The organism is Streptomyces sp. NPDC051677, from assembly GCF_044453465.1.
Lineage (GTDB): Bacteria > Actinomycetota > Actinomycetes > Streptomycetales > Streptomycetaceae > Streptomyces.
In genome coordinates this window covers 115,474-134,588 of record NZ_JBITCT010000019.1, presented here as the reverse complement: position 1 = coordinate 134,588, position 19,115 = coordinate 115,474, and the positions used below count along the sequence as shown (strand labels likewise).

5 protein-coding genes are annotated in these 19,115 nt (G+C 67.3%); all 5 read left to right on the top strand.

The window, feature by feature from the left end; all coding sequences use genetic code 11:
• Nucleotides 1-174 precede the first annotated feature (174 nt).
• The 5 genes from ACIBAF_RS23525 (at nt 175) to ACIBAF_RS23505 (ending at nt 19,032) form a co-directional block, all read left to right on the top strand.
• Nucleotides 175-1,326, top strand: coding sequence for a serine/threonine protein kinase (locus tag ACIBAF_RS23525; protein ID WP_399465399.1), 1,152 nt, complete (start codon nt 175-177; stop codon nt 1,324-1,326).
• A gap of 171 nt (nt 1,327-1,497) precedes the next feature.
• Nucleotides 1,498-4,512, top strand: coding sequence for an SNF2-related protein (locus ACIBAF_RS23520; protein WP_399465398.1), 3,015 nt, complete (start codon nt 1,498-1,500; stop codon nt 4,510-4,512).
• Nucleotides 4,509-10,028, top strand: a complete 5,520-nt coding sequence (locus ACIBAF_RS23515; RefSeq protein WP_399465397.1) for a hypothetical protein — start codon at nt 4,509-4,511, stop codon at nt 10,026-10,028. Before ACIBAF_RS23520 ends, ACIBAF_RS23515 begins: the two co-directional genes overlap by 4 nt.
• On the top strand, nt 10,025-16,741 hold the full coding sequence (locus ACIBAF_RS23510; RefSeq protein ID WP_399465396.1) for a DEAD/DEAH box helicase: 6,717 nt from the start codon (nt 10,025-10,027) through the stop codon (nt 16,739-16,741). Before ACIBAF_RS23515 ends, ACIBAF_RS23510 begins: the two co-directional genes overlap by 4 nt.
• Nucleotides 16,738-19,032, top strand: coding sequence for a UvrD-helicase domain-containing protein (locus ACIBAF_RS23505; protein ID WP_399465395.1), 2,295 nt, complete (start codon nt 16,738-16,740; stop codon nt 19,030-19,032). The genes ACIBAF_RS23510 and ACIBAF_RS23505 overlap by 4 nt, the downstream gene beginning before the upstream one ends.
• Nucleotides 19,033-19,115 lie beyond the last annotated feature (83 nt).

Genomic DNA, 19,115 nt, shown 5'->3' with positions numbered 1-19,115 from the left:
TTTCAAGCCAATGTCGGTCCGCGGTCCGCCCAGCCGCTTGAAGCGGCGGATCATGGTCACACCCTGCGCGCCTTTCGGGAGCGGGGCTGGTCTTCAGGAGTGTTCGGATAACAGGCAAACTGATGGACGACGTGAATCTGGGAGTGCGTACGTGGAAGGGCGTGGACTGAGCTCATGACCAAGAGCCCCACTCTGATCGGCCGCTACACGGTGGCGAGGGAGCTCGGCTCGGGCGGCATGGGTGAGGTCTACCTTGCGTACTCCCCCGCAGGGTCTCCGGTAGCGGTGAAGGTGATCCGGAGCGACAAGCTCGACCCCATGACACGGGCGCGCTTCGAGAAGGAAGCATTGATCGCCCGGACGGTGGTAGGCACCAACCGGGTGGCGCGGTTCCTGGACGCCGACCCATACGCGGACCGGCCCTGGCTGGCCATGGAGTACGTGGCCGGACGCACGCTGCTGGCCTGTGTGGACAGCGACGGCGTCCTTCCGCTTCCTCTGGTGGCCAGCCTTGGCGCGCTGCTGGCAGAGGGTCTGGATGCCGTACACCGCGCCGAGCTGCTGCACCGGGACCTGACGCCGAAGAACGTCATCATGGGGGGCGACGGCCCGATGATCATCGACTTCGGACTGAGTGCGTTCATGGATGCTACTCAGGAGTCCCTGTCACACAGCGGCATGATTGTCGGCACTGTGCGTTGCATGCCTCCCGAGCAGGCGAGCGGCCATCCGCAGGTGACGCCGGCCGCTGACGTGTACGCGCTTGGGACGGTCCTGCTGTACGCGGCGGCCCGCCACTATCCGTACGACGGGTCGCGGTGGGAGGCCATCGTGGCTCAGATCGCCAACGCCGGGATCGCCCCGGATCTCAGCGGTGTGCCCTCCGGACTGGTGCCGTTGCTGACGTCGATGCTCGCCCACGCTCCGGAGGACCGGCCGACACTCGACCGCGTCGCTGATTCGTGCGGCGACCTCATGGCGGCTTCGGGCATGGCGCCGGCGGACGCGCGGCTCGCCCTCATCGCGCGCTCCATAGCGGAGCAGGCACCGGGGCCTTCCGTCGAGCCCATGTCCCCGGCGGTCGAGAAGGTCCTCGCAGAGCAGGCTGCGCTCTTCGAGACCCCGGGCAGTCCGCTCGATGTACCACCGGGAGCAGATGCAGCCGCCGTGGCGGAAGAACAGGAGGACCAGCAGGGCGCGCCGTCCGAACCGCCCGCAAGTCCGCACAAGAAGGCTGCGAGTCCGTCGCGCCCCAGCCGGCCACCGGCGTCCGAGCGGGTGGCCGGGGAGCTTCGGGCCGCGTACGCAGCGGCCGCGGCCCTCTGACCACGGGCGCTGTCGGTGCCCGCTGGGAAGCTGATGCGACGGGTGTGTACCCCGCCAGGACCAGCAGCGTATGTATCTGGTGGACGATGAGCGGCAGCCGGTGCTGCTGGTGAGGGAACGGAGCGGACGTTGAGCGTCGAAACTGGGGCCACGGGCGGCCAAGGCGATGCAGTGTGGGACGCCTGGGAGCCCGACGAGCCGCCAGTGGGCGGGCAAGGCCGGTTGTCGGCCGGCTACGCACCAGGGGCTCAGGTACTGATCCGCGACGAACTGTGGCTGGTACGCAAGGTCACCAACACCCGGCATGACGGGTGGATGGTCGAAGTCACCGGCGTCTCCTCATTCGTCCGCGGCACCGACGCCGTGTTCTATGACCGGCTGGACGACATCCAGGTACTCGATCCCCGCGAGACGCAGCTGGTGGCCGACGACTCGTCCAACCATCGACGCGCCCGCTTGTTCCTCGAAGCGGTGATGCGCAAGACGTATCTGCCGCAGACCGAACACGGCCTGGCCCTTTGCGACGGCTTTCTGATGGACCAGCAGGTCCATCAGCTGCGGCCGGCGGAGCTCGCGCTGTCCATGAAGAACCCGCAGCCCCGGATCCTGATCGCGGACGTGGTGGGTCTCGGTAAAACCCTGGAGATCGGGGTGCTGCTGGCCGAGCTCATCCGGCGCGGGCGCGGTGAGCGGATCCTGGTGGTCACCCCGCAGCATGTGCTGGAACAGTTCCAGCGCGAGCTGTGGACCCGGTTCGCGATCCCCCTCGTGCGACTGGATTCGACCGGTATCCAGCGGGTGCAGCAGGAGATCCCGGCCGGGCGCAATCCGTTCGCCTATTTCAAGCGCGCGATCATCTCCGTGGACACGCTGAAGAGCGATGTCTACGCCCATCATCTGGAACACACCGACTGGGATGCGGTCGTCATCGACGAATCACACAACCTGGTCAACCGGGGCACGAAGAACAATGCGCTGGCCCGGCTGCTGGCGCAGAAGACCGACGCCCTCATCCTTGCCTCGGCCACGCCGCACAACGGTGACGCTGCCTCGTTCGCCGAGCTGATCAAGATGCTGGACGAGGCCGCGATCGCCGATCCGTCCAAGTACGAGGTGAAGGACCTCGAGCACCTTTACATCCGGCGTACGAAGACGACTGCTGAGGTACGCGAGGGTCTTAAGGGTGCGTGGGCGGACAGGGGGCCTTCGCAGCCCCTGCACGTGCCGGCCGGGGAGAAGGAGCTCGCGGTCTTCAAGGAGCTGGCCTCGCGCTGGATCCCCGCCGATCCTTCGGTGCCGTCCGTGAGTACGTATCCGCTCGTCCCCTATCAGCTGCTGAAGTCATTCTTGTCCTCGCACCGGGCCCTCCTGGCAACGATCAAGACCCGCCTGACGAACCTGGACAAGCCGCCGACCGAGAAGCCGGCCGCCAACGCCAAGCGCAGGACACGCCCGGTTGATCCCGCAGTCCGCGAAGCGGCCCGCAAGGCGGAGCGAGCCGCTCTGGTCGAGCTGCAGGCCCTCGCCCAGCAGATCCAGGACGACGACTCGGCGAAACTCGCCGCGCTGCTGAAGGAACTGCGCGCGCTGGGTGTCGGACCCGGCTCGGATACCCGGGTCGTGGTGTTCTCCGAACGCATCCCGACCCTGAAATGGTTGGCGGAGACGGTGCCGGCGGCTCTGGGCTTTCCCCGTGGCACCACTGCAGACCCGAACAAGCCCTGGCTGGACTTCGGCGGAGCGGTGCAGGTCATGCACGGCGATGCCACCACCGATGAGGAACAGACTGACATCGTCGAAAAGTTCGGCCTGCGCGATGACCCCGTGCGCATCCTGTTCACCGGTGACGTCGCCTCGGAAGGCGTCAACCTGCACCAACAGTGCCACCTTCTGATCCACTACGACCTTCCGTGGTCCCTGATCCGCATCGAGCAGCGCAACGGCCGCATCGACCGCTACGGACAGGAACACCAGCCCCAGTTCCGGGCGCTGATCCTCACCAGCGATGTCCCGTGGCGCACCGACGAAGCCACCGGCCAGCCGCGCACACTCGATGACCGTCTGGTCGGCGAGAAGCTCCTGAAGCGCGAGGAACAAGCACACAAGATCGAAGGATCGGCCGAGGCCGTCACTGGCCTGTACCGGGCCCAGGAGGAAGAGAACCGCCTCACACAGGACCTGATCGCCGGCCGAACCGTCGAGGACTCGATCAAGCAGTCCCAGCAAAGCGGCGCCGCCTTCCTGACGGGCCTCCTCGGCCAGGTCGGTGCCGTGCCTGAGCACCCCGAAGTGCCCCGCGCAGTAGTCCCCAACCTCTTCCGCTCCACGGCCGACTACTTCAACGAGGCGCTGCGGCAGGTCTGCCATCCCAATCCCGAAGATCAGTTGTCTTTGCTGCGCTACGACGACGGCACGATCGCCTTCGAGCCCCCGCGCGACCTGCTGTACCGGCTGAAGTCCCTGCCCAAGTCCTACCTGGACGAGCAGCGGATCCTGCCGCGCAAGAACGAAAAGGGTCGGATGCGCATCACCTTCTCCAAGACACTCGCCAGTGCGCGGCTGAAGGCCGCCCGGGATTCCTCCAAGTCGCAGTGGCCCAACGTGTCCTACGTGACCGATGTGCACCCGGTGCTGGACTGGCTCACCGACAAGGTGCTCGTACAGGTCGGCCGTCACCAGGCACCGGTGCTCGCAGCCGCCGTGGACCACCCCGTGTTCCTGGTCCAGGGCATCTACTCCAACGCGATGGGCCGCCCTACCGTCGTCGAGTGGATGGCCGTCACCGGGCTTCCCGACGCCCCGGAGATCAAGCCGCTGACCGCACAGCTGCTGGAAGACTACGGCGTCGGACCGAACATGCCGGGCCGCGCCACTCCCCTTGGCCTGCCGGGGCTCGCCGAACTCGTGCCTGCCGCCATCGACGAGGCCGAGCGCTTCCTCAAGAGCAGGGAAGAGGACTACAGGCTCCAGATCGACGAGACACTCGCTCCTTACCGCAAGCGCGTCACCCACTGGAAACAGGAATCCCTCTTCGCCGGCACACGCCGCGACAAGCAGGAAGTCGATCTGACCGCCAGCCGCCGCCTGAGCCTGGTCAAGTCCCTGGAAACGGCGGGCAAACCGATGTTGCGTCTGCTGGCCGTCCTAGAACCGCACGCCGCCACCGCAGGGGACACCGCACGATGAGCATCGAGTTCGACTCCTTCACCAACCGCGGCGAATACCTGTCCGCGCACTACTTCGCCGAGCAACTCGCCACCGACCTCAAAAAGGGCCTGTTCGCCACGTGGACCATGCGCGAGGGCGACGACAACGACCCCCGCAAGACCCCCCGCGAGCAACTGCGCACCTTGCGGAGCACCTACCACACCCCGGAAGTCCGGGGCTACTTCGCCGAAACCACCCAGCGCGACGCGGACGACGAATCCTGGCTGCGCACCTACGACAACCCTGAGTGGACCAAGCGGCTGACCTCCTGGCACCAGGACGTGCTCAAGGCCCTCGGATACGACGCCGCCCCCGGCGACCTCACTGTCCACCGCGCCGGCCGCGCACACACCCTGCCCGTTGCCTACCACGGCCACGGCATCATCGCGATCGACTGTGGATGGGCCGCCGACAACGACGCCGCCCTCGACCCCGACGGGCCCGGACGCCTGCTGTCACCCCAACGCGTGAGCAGCAGTGAAACCTACGAGACCGGGGCGGCCCTGGCCTCCTGGCTGTTCCAGAGCGAACTCGGCAAACCCGGCGGCCCTCACCCTCGGTTCGTCCTGCTCCTCCACGGCGGAGTGCTCCTGCTCGCCGACCGAAGCGCCTGGAACGAAGGCCGCTACCTGGCCGTCAACCTCGACGCCGCTCTGGAGCGCAACGATCGCACCCAGCAGGGCGAACTCTCCACCATCGCCGCGCTGCTCAGCCTGGAAATGCTCCGGCCCGGCGAGAACAACCAAACCCGCCCCATCGACCCCCTCCTCAAGTCCTCCAGCGCCAACGCCGCCGGCGTCTCCGGCGAACTGCGCTATGGCCTCCAGCGCTCCGTCGAGATCATCGCCAACGAAGTCCTGCGACGAATGGCCGAGCCGCAGAACAACGTCACCCCGGCCGACATCCAAAGCCCCAAGATCCCCTTCACCCGGGAACTCACCCGCGAAGCCCTGCGCTACCTCTACCGCATCCTCTTCCTCCTGTACGCCGAAGCCCGCCCCGAACTCGGCATCCTGCCCGCTGACGACGGCACCTACGAGGCCGGCTACTCCATGGCCCGACTGCGCGAACTCGTGGCCACCGACGAGGAACTCATCGACGAGGAAGCCAAGAACGGCTTCCACCTCTTCCAATCCCTCGACGTCCTGTTCAACAAGGTCAACTTCGGTCACCGCCCGTACGGCACCGAAGCGGACGACGACCAACCCGGCGACGACGAAGCGACCCGCAAGGCCAAGGCCGGTCGCCGCAGCGAAGACCGTTTCGGCCTGCGTTTCGAGCCCTTGCGCAGCGAGCTCTTCGAGCCCGCCGCCATCCGCCTCATCGGCCGCGGAGTGCTGGACCCGAACCGTGACGAGGACAGCGCCCCGCGCTGGCTCGACCTGCGCCTGCGCAACTCCGCCCTGCACGAAGTGCTGCGCCTGCTGACCATGAAGAAAGGCAAACGCGGCGAGCGAGGCGGCTTCATCTCCTACCGCAACCTCGGCATCAATCAACTCGGCGCTGTATACGAGGGCCTGATGTCCTACACCGGCATCATCGCCAGCGAGGAGCTGTGCGAGGTCGCCAAGGGTGGCGACCCTGAGAAGGGCTCCTGGCTCATCCCCTCACACCGCCAGGACCAGTACCCCGACAAGACCCTCGTCCACTACAACGAGGACGACGCCCGCAAGGGCCTGCGTGGAGTGAAGAAATATGCGAAGGGCGAGTTCGTCTATCGGCTCGCCGGCCGCGCCCGCGAGACGTCGGCGTCGTACTACACCCCGGAATCGCTGACCGAGGTCACCGTCGAGCTGGCTCTCAAGAACCGCCTCGACCAGGAGCGCGACGCCGACGGGAACATCATCAAGACCCGGGCCTCCGAGCTCCTCAAGTTCAAGATCTGCGAGCCAGCTCTCGGCTCGGGCGCGTTCTTGAACGAGGCCATCAATCAGGTCGCTGACGAGTACCTGCGCCGCCGCCAGGCCGAGCTGGGTAAGTCCATCCCGACAGCCGATGCCCTCACAGAGAAGCAGAAGGCCAAGGCGTATATCGCCCTGCACAACGCCTACGGAGTGGACCTCAACGCCACCGGAGTCGAACTGGCCGAAGTCTCCCTGTGGCTCAACACCATGCACCCCGGCATGCAGGCCCCCTGGTTCGGCCTCCACCTCCGCCGCGGTAACTCGCTCATCGGCAGCCGCCGCGCCGTGTATGCGGGGGACGATGTGTCCTCACCGGACAAGGCGTGGCTCAAGACCAAGGGTGCCCTAGCACCGACCCCGTTGCCGTTCCTCAAGGAGGGCGTGCCGCAGTCGCTGCCTCAGGATGCGGTGCACCAGTTCCTGCTGCCGTGCCCGGGATGGGCCGCGGTCACCGGTTCGAAGGAGGCCAAGGAACTCGCCAGGGAAGGGGTTGAGCAGCTGGCTGCCTGGAAGAAGGGCATCCTCCAGCGGCCCAAGCGCAGCACCGCGCACCTCAATAAGGATGGAAGCCCCAAGCTCGACCCGAAGACCAAGCAGCCGAAGGCCGAGGCGTCGTCGCAGTTCACGCGCCTGCGGGATGCCGCCCGGCGGACCGAATTCCTGTGGTCGCTCGTCATCAAGCGCATGCAGATCTCCGAACAGGAGATCTCACGCAGAATCGACGTCTGGAAGGCCGATCCGTCCGACCCCGAGTTCGCCTTCATGAAGCACCCCGACCATGCGGTGCCGAAGGAGAAGGTTTTCAAGGACCTCTTCAACACCGTCGACACGCCGTACTGGCGCCTGAAAACGGTCATGGACGCCTGGTGCGCCCTGTGGTTCTGGCCGGCGGACAAGACGAGTCTGCTGGACGGCACCGACGGCGCCTACACGAGGCCCGCTGCCGGCAGCACCACCGACAGCCTCGCGACGCTACTCGGGAGCGTGCCGATGCTGGACGGCCAGCCGCGCCCTCAGTCTCCCAAGGCCATCCCCGCGCCCGAACCGCAAGCCACACCCCGCGTGGTGGAGAACATCGGCTTCTTCGAGGTGGAAAAGGGGCAGAAGACCCTGGAACACCTTGAACTGACAACCGGTACTGAAGTCGTCGTCGAGACCAAGAAGATCACGCCCAAGACCCAGAAGCTGGGTCAGGTGAAGCAGCCCACACGTCGGCCGGTGATCCCCCTCAAGGACTTCGACGACTGGCTGGACTTTCTGGAAGCGATGCTGGGCACGGCGGAAGTACCCGAAGGCACCCTCATCGACCAGTTCGAAACGCTCGACGAACTCAAGGAGTACGAGCGAACGCTCCCTGACTTCATGGGCATGGACACCCTCAATCCCGAACAGCGCTTCCCGTGGCTGCATACGGTGCGCGAAATCGCCGCGAGCCAGGGGTTCCTGCACTGGGAGCTGGAGTTCGCGCTCGTCTTCGCACAGGGCGGTGGCTTCGACCTTCAGGTGGGCAACCCACCCTGGGTACGGCCGGAATGGAAGGAGAACTCCGTCCTTGCTGAGTATGAGCCGTGGTTCATGCTCACGGAGAAACCTCCATCGGCAGAGAAGAACCGGCGACGCTCAGCCGAACTGGCCAAGCCCGAGGTGCGCAACTACCTTCTCGGCGAGTTGACCGCCACGGCCACCACCGCCGACTACCTGGCATCACCACAGGTGTATCCGCTCATCGCCGGAAGCCAACCCGACCTCTACCGCGCGTTCATGTGCCAGACCTGGGACCACACTGCTGCGGGCGGGGCCGTCGGGCTCATTCATCCCGACACGCACTTCAGCGGTGACAAGGAAGCGGCCCTCCGTGAGGCGGCCTACCGGCGACTGCGGGTGCACGGGGACTTCGTGAACGCTGGCAACCGTTTCTTCCCACCTCCTGTGGGCCGGTCCAGCCACTTCGGGGTGCACATCTACGGCGAGCAGGGTGAGATCGACTTCGACCACCTGTCCTGGCTGTTCTCCGTCGATGCACTACGCCTGTCGAGCACGCACGACGGTAGCGGCGACGCGCCCGGGGTGAAGTACGGGGGCGACTGGGACGAACGCCCACATCGGCAGCGGATCATCCGTGTGACGCCCCACACCCTCGCGCGCTGGCAGAAGCTGTCCGGTGAGAAAGATGTGCCCGTTGAGCAGGCGCGGCTACTCACGCCAGTGAGTACGGCGGAAGACCCGGCAATCGACGCGCTGGCCGGGTATCCGCTGCGGCTCGGTGCACTCGACCCGCGAATCACGCGCGGGTTCGATGAGAGTGGTGCCAAGAAGTCCGTGTATGGCCCTGCCAAGGACAAGCCACTCATCGATTACAACAAGGACCAGGAAGGGCGAGAGGACTACCAGGCCGACTTCTGGGACGAGGTCATCCTCAAGGGTCCCCAGCTGGGCGTCGGCAATCCACTCTTCAAACAGCCCAGCCAGGGTGGCGGCGAAGTCCGCGGGCTGAACCACCTAGAGATCCCGTCGGACGCCGTACCGGAGTCGGAGTACCGGCAGGTGGCGGACGACGCGACGTACCAGGGAGAGCAAGCTAAGTGGCTTGATCATGAACTGCTCGCCCGAATGCGCAGGAACGCCGCAGCGCTGTTCTTGGCACGTTCGGAGATCGCGCTCTCCTGTGGCCGCTCCCCGGACAAGGTGTCGGACGCGGAGGTGGACCGCCGACTGATCGCCAAGGCAACTAAGCCGTACACCGAGTTCTACCGGCTGGCCTGGCGCGAGCGGATCGCGGCCGACACGGAACGTGGTCTGTATGTTGCGTTGATTCCGCCAGGAGCAACGCACGTCCATTCCGTCCGTTCCGCTGCCCTGGGCGATGTTCGCGGCTCAACTCTCATGGCTGGCTACTGGGCCGCATTGCCTACGGACTACTTGCTCCAGACAACAGGGGTGGGGCACCTCGACGTAGCACAGGCCCGTCGCCTCCCGGCTCCGACCGCCGACCACCCGCTTGCCCCCGCGCTGCTTCTCCGCACCCTTCGACTCAACTGCCTCACCACTGCCTACGCCAGCCTTTGGCAGAAGCTCTACGACCCCACTTGGAAAACCGGCGAGCCCTGGGCCCGGAAGTGGACAGGCATGAACACGGAGCTCCACGCCGTAACGCCTACCTGGCAACGTGACACCCCCCTTCGTACGGAATACGCCCGTCGCGCAGCACTGGTGGAGATCGATGCTCTGGTCGCTGTCTGGCTCGGCATTGACGCCGACACGTTGATCACCATGTATAGGGCTCGTTTCGACATCATGCAGGGCTTCGACCTGGTCACTTGGTTCGATGCCAGCGAGCGCAAGATCGCTGGTGACCGCTACACCTATGGCCATGGCCAGGAGAAGGAGCACTTCACGCAGCTCCAGACCTACCTGGCTGACAAGACCCACCCCAAGACCGCTCCCGTACCCGACGGCTACACCGCTCCCTTCTACAAGGCGGATCGCGAGTCGGAGATGCGGGAGGCGCACGCAGTGTTCCAGGCGCGGCTGGATGCCGCGGTCGCCCGCGGTGAGTGGGACTCGGAGAAGCAGGAGGTACCGAAGCCGTGAGGCCGACGCTGGAGGCGCGGGGGCTCAAGGAGAGCCTGCTGCAGTACTTGTCGACGACGTACGCGCTGACGGACGAGGGGGCGCGTGAGGCGCTGCACCGGTTCCTCGGGGACGAGACGTCGGGGATGTTCCGGGGCCCGTTCCTGAGGATTCGCACCCCGTTCACGGTGGCTGGCGAAGAGTGGCGCGCTCACCTGGAGTGGCAGCGGGAGGGTTGGACGCCGTATGCCCACCAGGCGGCTGCCTTCGCGCGCTTGACGTCGGCGCACGGGCATACGCCGCAGCCGACGCTGGTGACCACGGGCACGGGCTCGGGGAAGACGGAATCGTTCCTGTACCCGGTTCTGGATCACTGCCGCCGCGAGCAGGCCGCGGGGAAGGCCGGCATCAAGGCGGTCTTCCTGTACCCGATGAACGCACTTGCCACCGACCAGGCACAGCGCATCAACGATCTGCTCACCAGGAACGAGACGGAGCTCGGCAAGCTGTGGGCGGGTCTATACATCGGGGACCGGGCGGCAACTCGGTACGAGAAGGTGTACACGCGGCGCTCGGACATGCAGCTCTCCCCGCCTGACATCCTGATCACGAATTACAAGATGCTGGACCTGCTGCTGCAGCGTTCGGACGATGCCCCTCTGTGGCGAGATGCAGACATCCGCTATGTGGTGGTGGATGAGTTCCACACCTACGACGGCGCACAGGGCACCGATGTGGCGATGCTGCTGCGCCGACTCGCCGCGGCGGTGGGCGCGGCCGAGGAGGACCGGCCACTCGGTCGTATCTGCCCGGTGGCGACGTCGGCGACGCTCGCGTCGGGGACCGACCGCGCGGGGGTGGCCAGCCTGCTGGAGGTCGCGACGCAGGTCTTCGGCACGGAGTTCACCGCCGAATCCATCGTCGGAGAGGACCGGCTGTCGGTGGAGGAGTTCATCCCGCTGACGGAGATCAAGATGCAGCCGCAGCCGACTCCGGACGAGCTGCTGGCGCTGCCCGATCCCACCACGGGTGATGAGGCCCTGTTGGACCTCATCGAGGCGGTGACCGGGGTACGTGATCTGAACCCGTTCGTGCTGGCCGACAACCTGAAGCGTCATCTGTTCACCCGAGCGGTCATGCACGGGCTGGGCGGTGAGGTCAGGACCAGCGCCGAGGTGCTGGATGTCATGTGGCGCGCCGGGGCGGCCGGCTGGTCGGAGGCAGTGGCCAGCAGGCCGGAGCAGGCCGCCGAGGCACTGGCCCGTTTCGTGGCCCTGCTCTCCTACGCCCGTGATCCAGCGTCCACGCCCGAGGAACCGCGTCCGTTTGTGCATCTTGAGGTGCATCAGTGGGCCCGCTCGGTGACCCGGCTGCTGCGCGGCGTGCTGCCGTGGCCGAAGGCGGAGTTCCGCTGGGACATGGCCGGCGCGGCGGATGGCGGGGCGGGAGACAGCCACCGCATGGCGCCGGTGACCACGGCGACGTCGGGGCAGAGCGCGAACCTGTTCCTGCCTGCGATCTACTGCCGGGACTGCGGGCGGTCCGGCTGGGCGGTGTTCTCGCCGGAGAGCGACGACCACGATGTCCAGTTCGACACCTACAAGATCCGTCGTGCCTCCACCGGGCAGGACAAGATCCGGGTGCGGAACCTGATCGCGGCCACCGCTCAGCAGGCCCGCGAGGGCTCTGGGGCGACGCCGATGCCGGCCAGCGGCCGTAGCGGAAGGGGAGCCCCTTCTGCGTTGCAGGGGGCCGGCGGGTTGCTGATGGTGCTGGACGGGGCGCGCAAGCGGCTGCGGCTGCCCGATCCGCTCAACGACTATGACCGGGACACCAAGGAGCCCCGGCTGACGGCCCGGGACTCGGCGTTCGTTCTGGTCCACTTCGGGGCGACTGCGAATACCGCGGCCAGGGAGGACTGGTGCCCGGCCTGCGGTGAGCGCAACGCGATTCGCTATCTCGGTACGGGTGCGGCGGCGATGGCAGCGGCGTCGATCACGCGGCTGTTCACGGGCGGGGAGCTCGACAAGAAGCTGCGCGAGAACAAGACGCTGATGTTCAACGACTCAGTGCAGGATGCCGCGCACCGGGCCGGGTTCGTCGCCAACCGTTCGTACACCTTCTCGCTGCGCGCTCTGCTGGCCCGGCACCTGCGCCATGACGCTCCCACGGCGCTGAACGACTTGATCGCGAACGTGGTGCAGGCAACCACGGACAAGGACACGCTGTCTGCTGTGGTGCCCCCGGATCTGCACGCTTTCAAGGGGGTGGATCGTCTGCTGTCCGGAGAGGGCCGCGGCGGTGACCTGAAGACGTGGCGGCTGATCGGCCAGCGGCTGGCCTTCGAAGCTCTGATGGAGTTCGGGTTCCGCTCCCGCAACGGCCGCACGCTGGAATTGACCCGGACCGCTGCGGCCCAGGTGCGGATCGAGGATCCGGCCGCGGCGGTGGCCCTGGTCAAACGCATCCATGAGGAGTGCAACCGCGCCGACCTGACCTTGGTGGATCAGAGCGATGACCGGTATCTGGCGTTCCTGCGGGTTTTCCTGGAGCGGCTGCGTACCCGGGGCGCGGTGTCCCACAAGTGGCTGGACAAGTACGTGGATGAGGCGGGCGCCAGCCGGTATTTCATCTGGGGCAATCGTCCGCCCGGCATGCGGGCATTCCCCAGGGGCGTGGCGGCACCGGTGTTCCTACTGGGTCAGCCCAAGGACCGCAGCGAGTTCGACTTCGCCACGGGCCGGCTGTCCTGGTACGAGCGGTGGGCCGGGCGCTGCCTGGATTTGCCGAGGGAGGTCGCGCCGGAGTTCTGGAGCCGTCTGTTGCCGGAGCTGGCTGGGGCGGGGCTGCTGTCGGTGCGCACACCGAACGACAGCTCACTGCGCGTCTACGGGCTGAAGCCGGGCAACATCGAGGCGCTGCTGCTGGACGACGAGCAGGTGCGCCACTCTTATGTGCGCTGCCCGGTGTGCTTCTGGGAGCAGACGGTCCACCCGTCGCTGCTGGATCAGTGGCATGACCAGCCATGCCCCTCCTACCGGTGCCGTCTGGGCCGGCTGGTGGCCGGTGACCGGCCCGAGGCTCTCGGAGTCCATCACCGTGACCGGGACTACACCCGCGACTACTACCGGCGCCTGTACCGGAAGGCGGGACCGTACCAGGTGGTCGTCGCCGAGCACACCGGGATGCTTACCCGGGCGCAGCGGGAGAAGGTGGAGGAGGCATTCAAGCGCGGCGGGGGCTTCAAGGACCCCAACGTGCTCTCCTGCACCCCGACGTTGGAGATGGGTATCGACATCGGTGACCTGTCCGCGGTGGTGCTGGCCGCGCTGCCGCGCCGGCCGGCCAACTACGCCCAGCAGGTCGGGCGGGCCGGGCGCCGGACCGGCAATGCGTTCTTGCTGACCATCCCCGACCGGCGGCGCCGCGACCTGTACTTCCTGGAACGTCCCAAGGACCTGATCGCTGGCACGATCGTGCCGCCGGGCTGTTATCTGTCCGCGGTGGAGATCCTGCGGCGCCAGTACCTGGCGCACCTGCTGGACCTCGCGGCAGCGGGACAGCTCGTGCGGGCGGACGGCATCGTGCTGCGCGCGCTCCCGAACAAGGCGCCCGCCCTGTTCGGTCCGTCGGGCTACCTGACCGACCTGGTGGAACTGGCCGTCGCCCAGGGCGAGGTCCTCGTCGGCAGATTCCTGAAGATGTTCCCCACCGGCATCAGCAACCAGGCCAAGGCCGATCTCAAGACGTATGCGACACACGGCTTGCGCGGCAAGGTGGAGGAAGCCGAACGCGAGTGGCGCCAAGGCGCACAGGCCCTGCGGGCGCGGCTTCGCGAAATCGATGACGCCTACGGCGAGCTGCACGACACCGACCCCGAACAGGCACGGCAGAAAGCCGAGCTGGACGCCGAGCGGCGCGGCGTGGGCAAGCGGCTCCTGGACCTGGGTGAGACGCCGGCCCAGAGCGCACTGTGCGACCTGGGTCTGCTGCCCAACTATGCGCTGATCGACTCGACCACCACCTTGTCCGCGACCTTGTACGGGGTGGAGGGGATCGATCCACGGACGGGGAAGGTGAAGTTCACCTCCACGACCGCCGCCTACGAGCGACCGCGCCGCTACGCCCTCCAGGAGCTGGCCCCGGGCAATACCTTCTACGTCAACGGCTACCGGCACGAGATCACCGGTCTGGAGATCTCCACGGGCGGCGGGCAGACGTGGCGCACCTGGCGCGTGTGCCCGGGCTGCGGATACGTGCGCACTGAGGACGCCGCCACCGACCGCTCGCCCTGCCCGCGCTGCGCCACCAGCCAGATCGCGGACGACGGCTCGTGCCTGTTCCAGATTGTCGAGCCGACCACCGTGACGTCCCGGGACAAGCGGGATGACGCCCGGATCCGCGATGACAAGGACGACCGCGACCGCCGCTTCTACACGGTGGTCGACGCGGTCGACATCCCCGTCGGGGACATCGAACCGGGATCGTGGCGGCATGCCAAGCAGACCTTCGGCGTCGACTACTGCCGTACCGCCATGATCCGCCGGATCAACGTCGGCCCCGTCCGCTATGACGCCCCGGCACGTGACGACTTCGCCGGCCACTACGTGCGGCTGAACCCGTTCCATGTGTGCACGGCATGCGGCGCGGCGAGCGCGGACGGCAAACCCGTCTTCGACTATGACACCGATGCGCTGACCTCGTCGGCCGCGCGCACCCCGCAGCTCAAGCACCACCGTCCGTGGTGCCCGCTGCGGCGAGGCAAGTCGGCCGGGGTCACCCAGGAACCGGTGCTGCTCGCTCACCAGTTGAAGACTGAGGCTCTGCGGGTGCTGATCCCGGCCGCCACGGCGGACATCGACGCCAAGGTGCAGTCCTTCCGGGCCGCGCTACGGCTCGGCGTTGATCTGCACTTCGGTGGTGACCCCCAGCACCTGGACACCACCGTGGCGTCCATGCCGGACGCCGAGAGCGGTGAACGCCGCTGGTTCCTGGTCCTGTTCGATTCCCTGCCCGGCGGCACCGGCTACCTGGACCGGCTCACCAAGCCGGATGCCTTCCGCGAGACCCTCGCCAAGGCGTACGACCTGCTCAAGCAGTGCCCGTGCCAAGAGGAGCAGCGCCGGGCCTGCCACCGCTGCCTGCACCGCTATGCCCCCGAGCAGTTCCAGGATGTCGTCTCGCGCAATGCGGCCCTGGCCATGCTGGAGTCGCTGCTGTTCAAGGGCGAGGGAGAGGACGGCTGGGAGACCACCGAGGTCCGGCACACCGGACTGGTCGGCCTGGACAAGCAGGTCGAATCCGACCTGGAGGCCCGGTTCCTGGCCGCGCTGCGCGGCTGGGTGAAGATCACCGACGATGCCGCTCTGGACGAGGACGGGCACGCCAGCGGGCATCTGCGTTTCACCAGCGGCCCCGACGTCATGCACTGGCGGCTGACCGCGCAGCAGCAACTCGAAGGGACTCGGACCGACTTCACCTTCACCCGCGTCGACGGTCCGGCTCAGAGCGTGAAGGTCTATCTGGAAGGTTTCCGTTTCCACGCCAGTCGCGACCACAACCGGATCGCTACCGACGCGGCCCAGCGAACCCGGCTGCGCGCCGGCGGTGAAGTGGTCTTCCAGGTCACCTGGGCCGACATCGACCTGTTCGAGCAGCGCCCCACCAAGTCAGCACCCGTCTGGCCGCCCTACCCCGGCACCGCGCAGGAACAGGCCAAGGCCGCCTACGAGCAGTACGGCGGACAGCGCGCCCACTTCGCCGAAGCGGTGTTCGCTAACCCGATCGACACGCTGATCGCCTACCTGCGCGACCCCGACGCCGCGCGCTGGGCCCGCCGTGCCTGCGCCCTGGTCACGGGGCTCGTCGCCACCGCCGGCGCCACCCAGGTCGCCGCGACCGGGCGGCGCAGCGAGCTGGTGGCCGCCCTGCGCACACAGCTCGCCACATTCACCGACGGCCAGCGCAACGATGCTCCCCTCGCGCCGGACGCCGCCGGGATCGGCCCCGTCCACGTCTTCCGCACCCAGGACGGCAGCGGCCTGCCGATCCTGTTCACCCTGGATGCCGCCGACCCCGAGAACCCCCGCTGGTCCGCGCTCACGGTCCTGGACAACACGGACGCCGTCCTGGAGACGGAGGAGCACAAGCTGCGCTGGCGGTCTTGGCTGTACTGGACCAACCTCACGCAGTTCCTGTCCCTGGCCGGCGGCGACGGAGTCCAGCTGGCCACCAGCGACGCCGCCGGCTTCGAGGTCGAAGTCCTCGCCGTGTGCGGCGGGGTCGGTGAACTCGAGTCGCTCAACGGCGTCACCGCTCCCGCCACCGCCCAACCCGCCGTCCTGGAACCTGCTACGGAGGCTCCAGGTGCCCCGACCCCGGCACCGCGGGATGCCGCCTGGGACGAGGACATCCTGGAGATCCTGCGCGAGGATCCCAGCGAGGCACCCGAACTCCTGCGCCTCGCCGAGATCCTTGCCGACCACGGCAAACGCGCACCGGTCTTCGGCTACGAACTCGGCAACAGCGGCTGGCAGGCCGAGTTCGCCTGGGACACCCCCGGCATCAAGATCGCCGTGGTGACGAACCACCACAGCACGGACGACCCCGAGGCACAGCGACGCGACGCCGCGTACGCCGAGGCCGGCTGGACGGCGCGCACCGCCGCCGAATGGCTCGACCACCTCGACGAGCTGCTCCCCCAGCTCCCCAGGACGGAAGGCAACACCCGATGACCGCCCGGCTCAGCCTGTATCGCAAGGCCGAACAGGAGCTCCACAAGCTCGATCTCTCGATCAAGACCGACTTCTACGACTTCTGCCACGCCTTCCGGGAAAACCCCGACCAGCAAGGGCTGGTCAAGCGGAAGCTCAAGGGTGACTCCCGGATCTACCGGGCCGAGATCAACCAGCACTACCGGGCGCTTCTGACCCGCACCGGCACCGACGCGGACGGCACCGAGGACTGGCTGATCATTGCTGTCCGACACCGCAAGGACGTCTACGAAGAGCTCCAGGTCGCCGTCAACCGTGTCACCGGCGAGATCGAGTTCGTCGACCTCGCGGTCGTCGGAGACAGCGCCCTGCGCCGCGCCGGCATCACCCTGACCCCCGCCGAACCGGACGACACACCCAAGCCCCCCATCGCCGAACCGGCACAGCCCGAGGCAGCGCCCGCACTACTCGCCGGGTACAGCGCAGACGACCTGCGCGGGCTGGGCGTTGCCGACCAGCTCATCGACCTGGCACTCACCGGCACCGACAGCCAGGAGCTCGATCAGCTGGTCGAGGGTGCCCCCATGCTGTCCAAGGACATCCTGTACGGCCTCGCCGCCGGCATGAGCATCGACGAGGTCCGCAAGGAAATCACCGCACCGGTCGAACTCCGCCAGGAGCCAGACCCCGACGATTTCGCAGCCGCCCTCACCCGCACCAAGGTCACCACGGTCGACGACGCAGTACAGGCCATCATCGAGGAAGGCGACTTCCGCGCCTGGAAGGTCTTCCTCCACCCCACGCAGGAACGCATCGTCCACCGCCACTACACCGGCCCCGCCCGTGTCTCCGGCGGTCCCGGCACCGGCAAGACCATCGTCGCCCTGCACCGGGTCAAACACCTCGCCGAACAGCTGCCACCCGGTCACAACAAGCCGATCCTGCTGACCACCTTCACCAAGAACCTCACCACCGACCTGCGGCTGCGCCTGGCTTCCCTCGTCGAGCCCGAACTCCTGGCCCGTGTCGAGATTGCCCACATCGACCAGCTCGCCTCACGCGTCCTGGGAGAGAACACCGCGCCGGGCCGCGGCAAACAGCGCGTCTACGACAACGTGGCACTCAACGAGATGCGGCAGCTGCTCGCCGAGCTCGACGACCGCCGCTGGGAACCCGAGTTCCTGCTCGAAGAATGGGAACAGGTCATCCTCGGCCAGTCGGTACCGACCCGCTCCGCGTACTTCCAGGCCCGCCGCGCCGGCCGGGGCCGCGCCCTCACCCGCCCCGAGCGCAATCACGTCTGGAAGCTCATCGAACAGTTCACCGCCCGCCTCGACAAGCTCGGCGTCGAAACGTGGGGACAGGCCGCCGAACGCGCCGCCCGCTATGAGATCGAGCGCGCCGCGAAGATCCAGGCCCGCCGCGCGCACAAGGCCGAAGTCGGCGGCAAGGACCTCATCCACCGCGACGACAGCTCCGGCATGCGCTACCTCAACTACCGTTATCGGCACATCGTTGTCGACGAGGCCCAGGATCTGCGCCCGGCGCACTGGAAAATGCTGCGCGCCATGGCCGACCCCGACCTGCCCAACGACATGTTCATCGCCGGTGACACCCACCAGCGCATCTACGACCACCAGGTCGCCCTCGGAGCCCTCGGCATCAACATCCGCGGTCGCGCTTCCCGCCTGACGCTGAGCTACCGCACCACCAAGGAGATCCTCGCCAAAGCACTGCGAGTCGTCGAAGACAAACACGTCACCTATGACAACCTCGACGACGGCACCGACAACCTCGCCGGCTACCGCTCCGTCCTCCACGGCCCCGCCCCCACCTTCACCCCCTACCGCACGTGGGACGACGAACTCACCGGACTCGCCTCCACCCTGCGTGCCTGGCGCGAGGAACTGTCCACCGGCGGCAACGGCGCCTACCGCGACCCCAGCGGCCGGATCGCCGTGTGCGTCGCCGACCGCGACATGGTCAGCCAGACCATGTACTACCTGGTCACCAAAGCGAACATCACCTGCGCCGAACTGACCAAGGACGGGCCCAAAGGCGACGGCGAGGTCCACGTCGGCACCATGCACCGCTTCAAGGGCCTCGAATACCAAAAGCTCGCCATCGTCGGCGCCAGCGACGGCATCATCCCGCGCACCACCATCATCGAGCGCTATCGCACGGACGACCCGCCGCGCTACGAGCGTGAGCAGCGAAAGGCACGCTCCCTGCTCTTCGTCGCCACGACCCGCGCCCGCGACGCCCTGAACATCAGTTGGCACGGCAAACCCAGCCCGTACCTGCCGGTCTGACAACACAGGCGCCGGCCTGCCGCCCTGCCCTCTGACCGTCTCGCGCATGGTGGAGGGCAGGGCCAGGCTGGCACTCCGCCGCA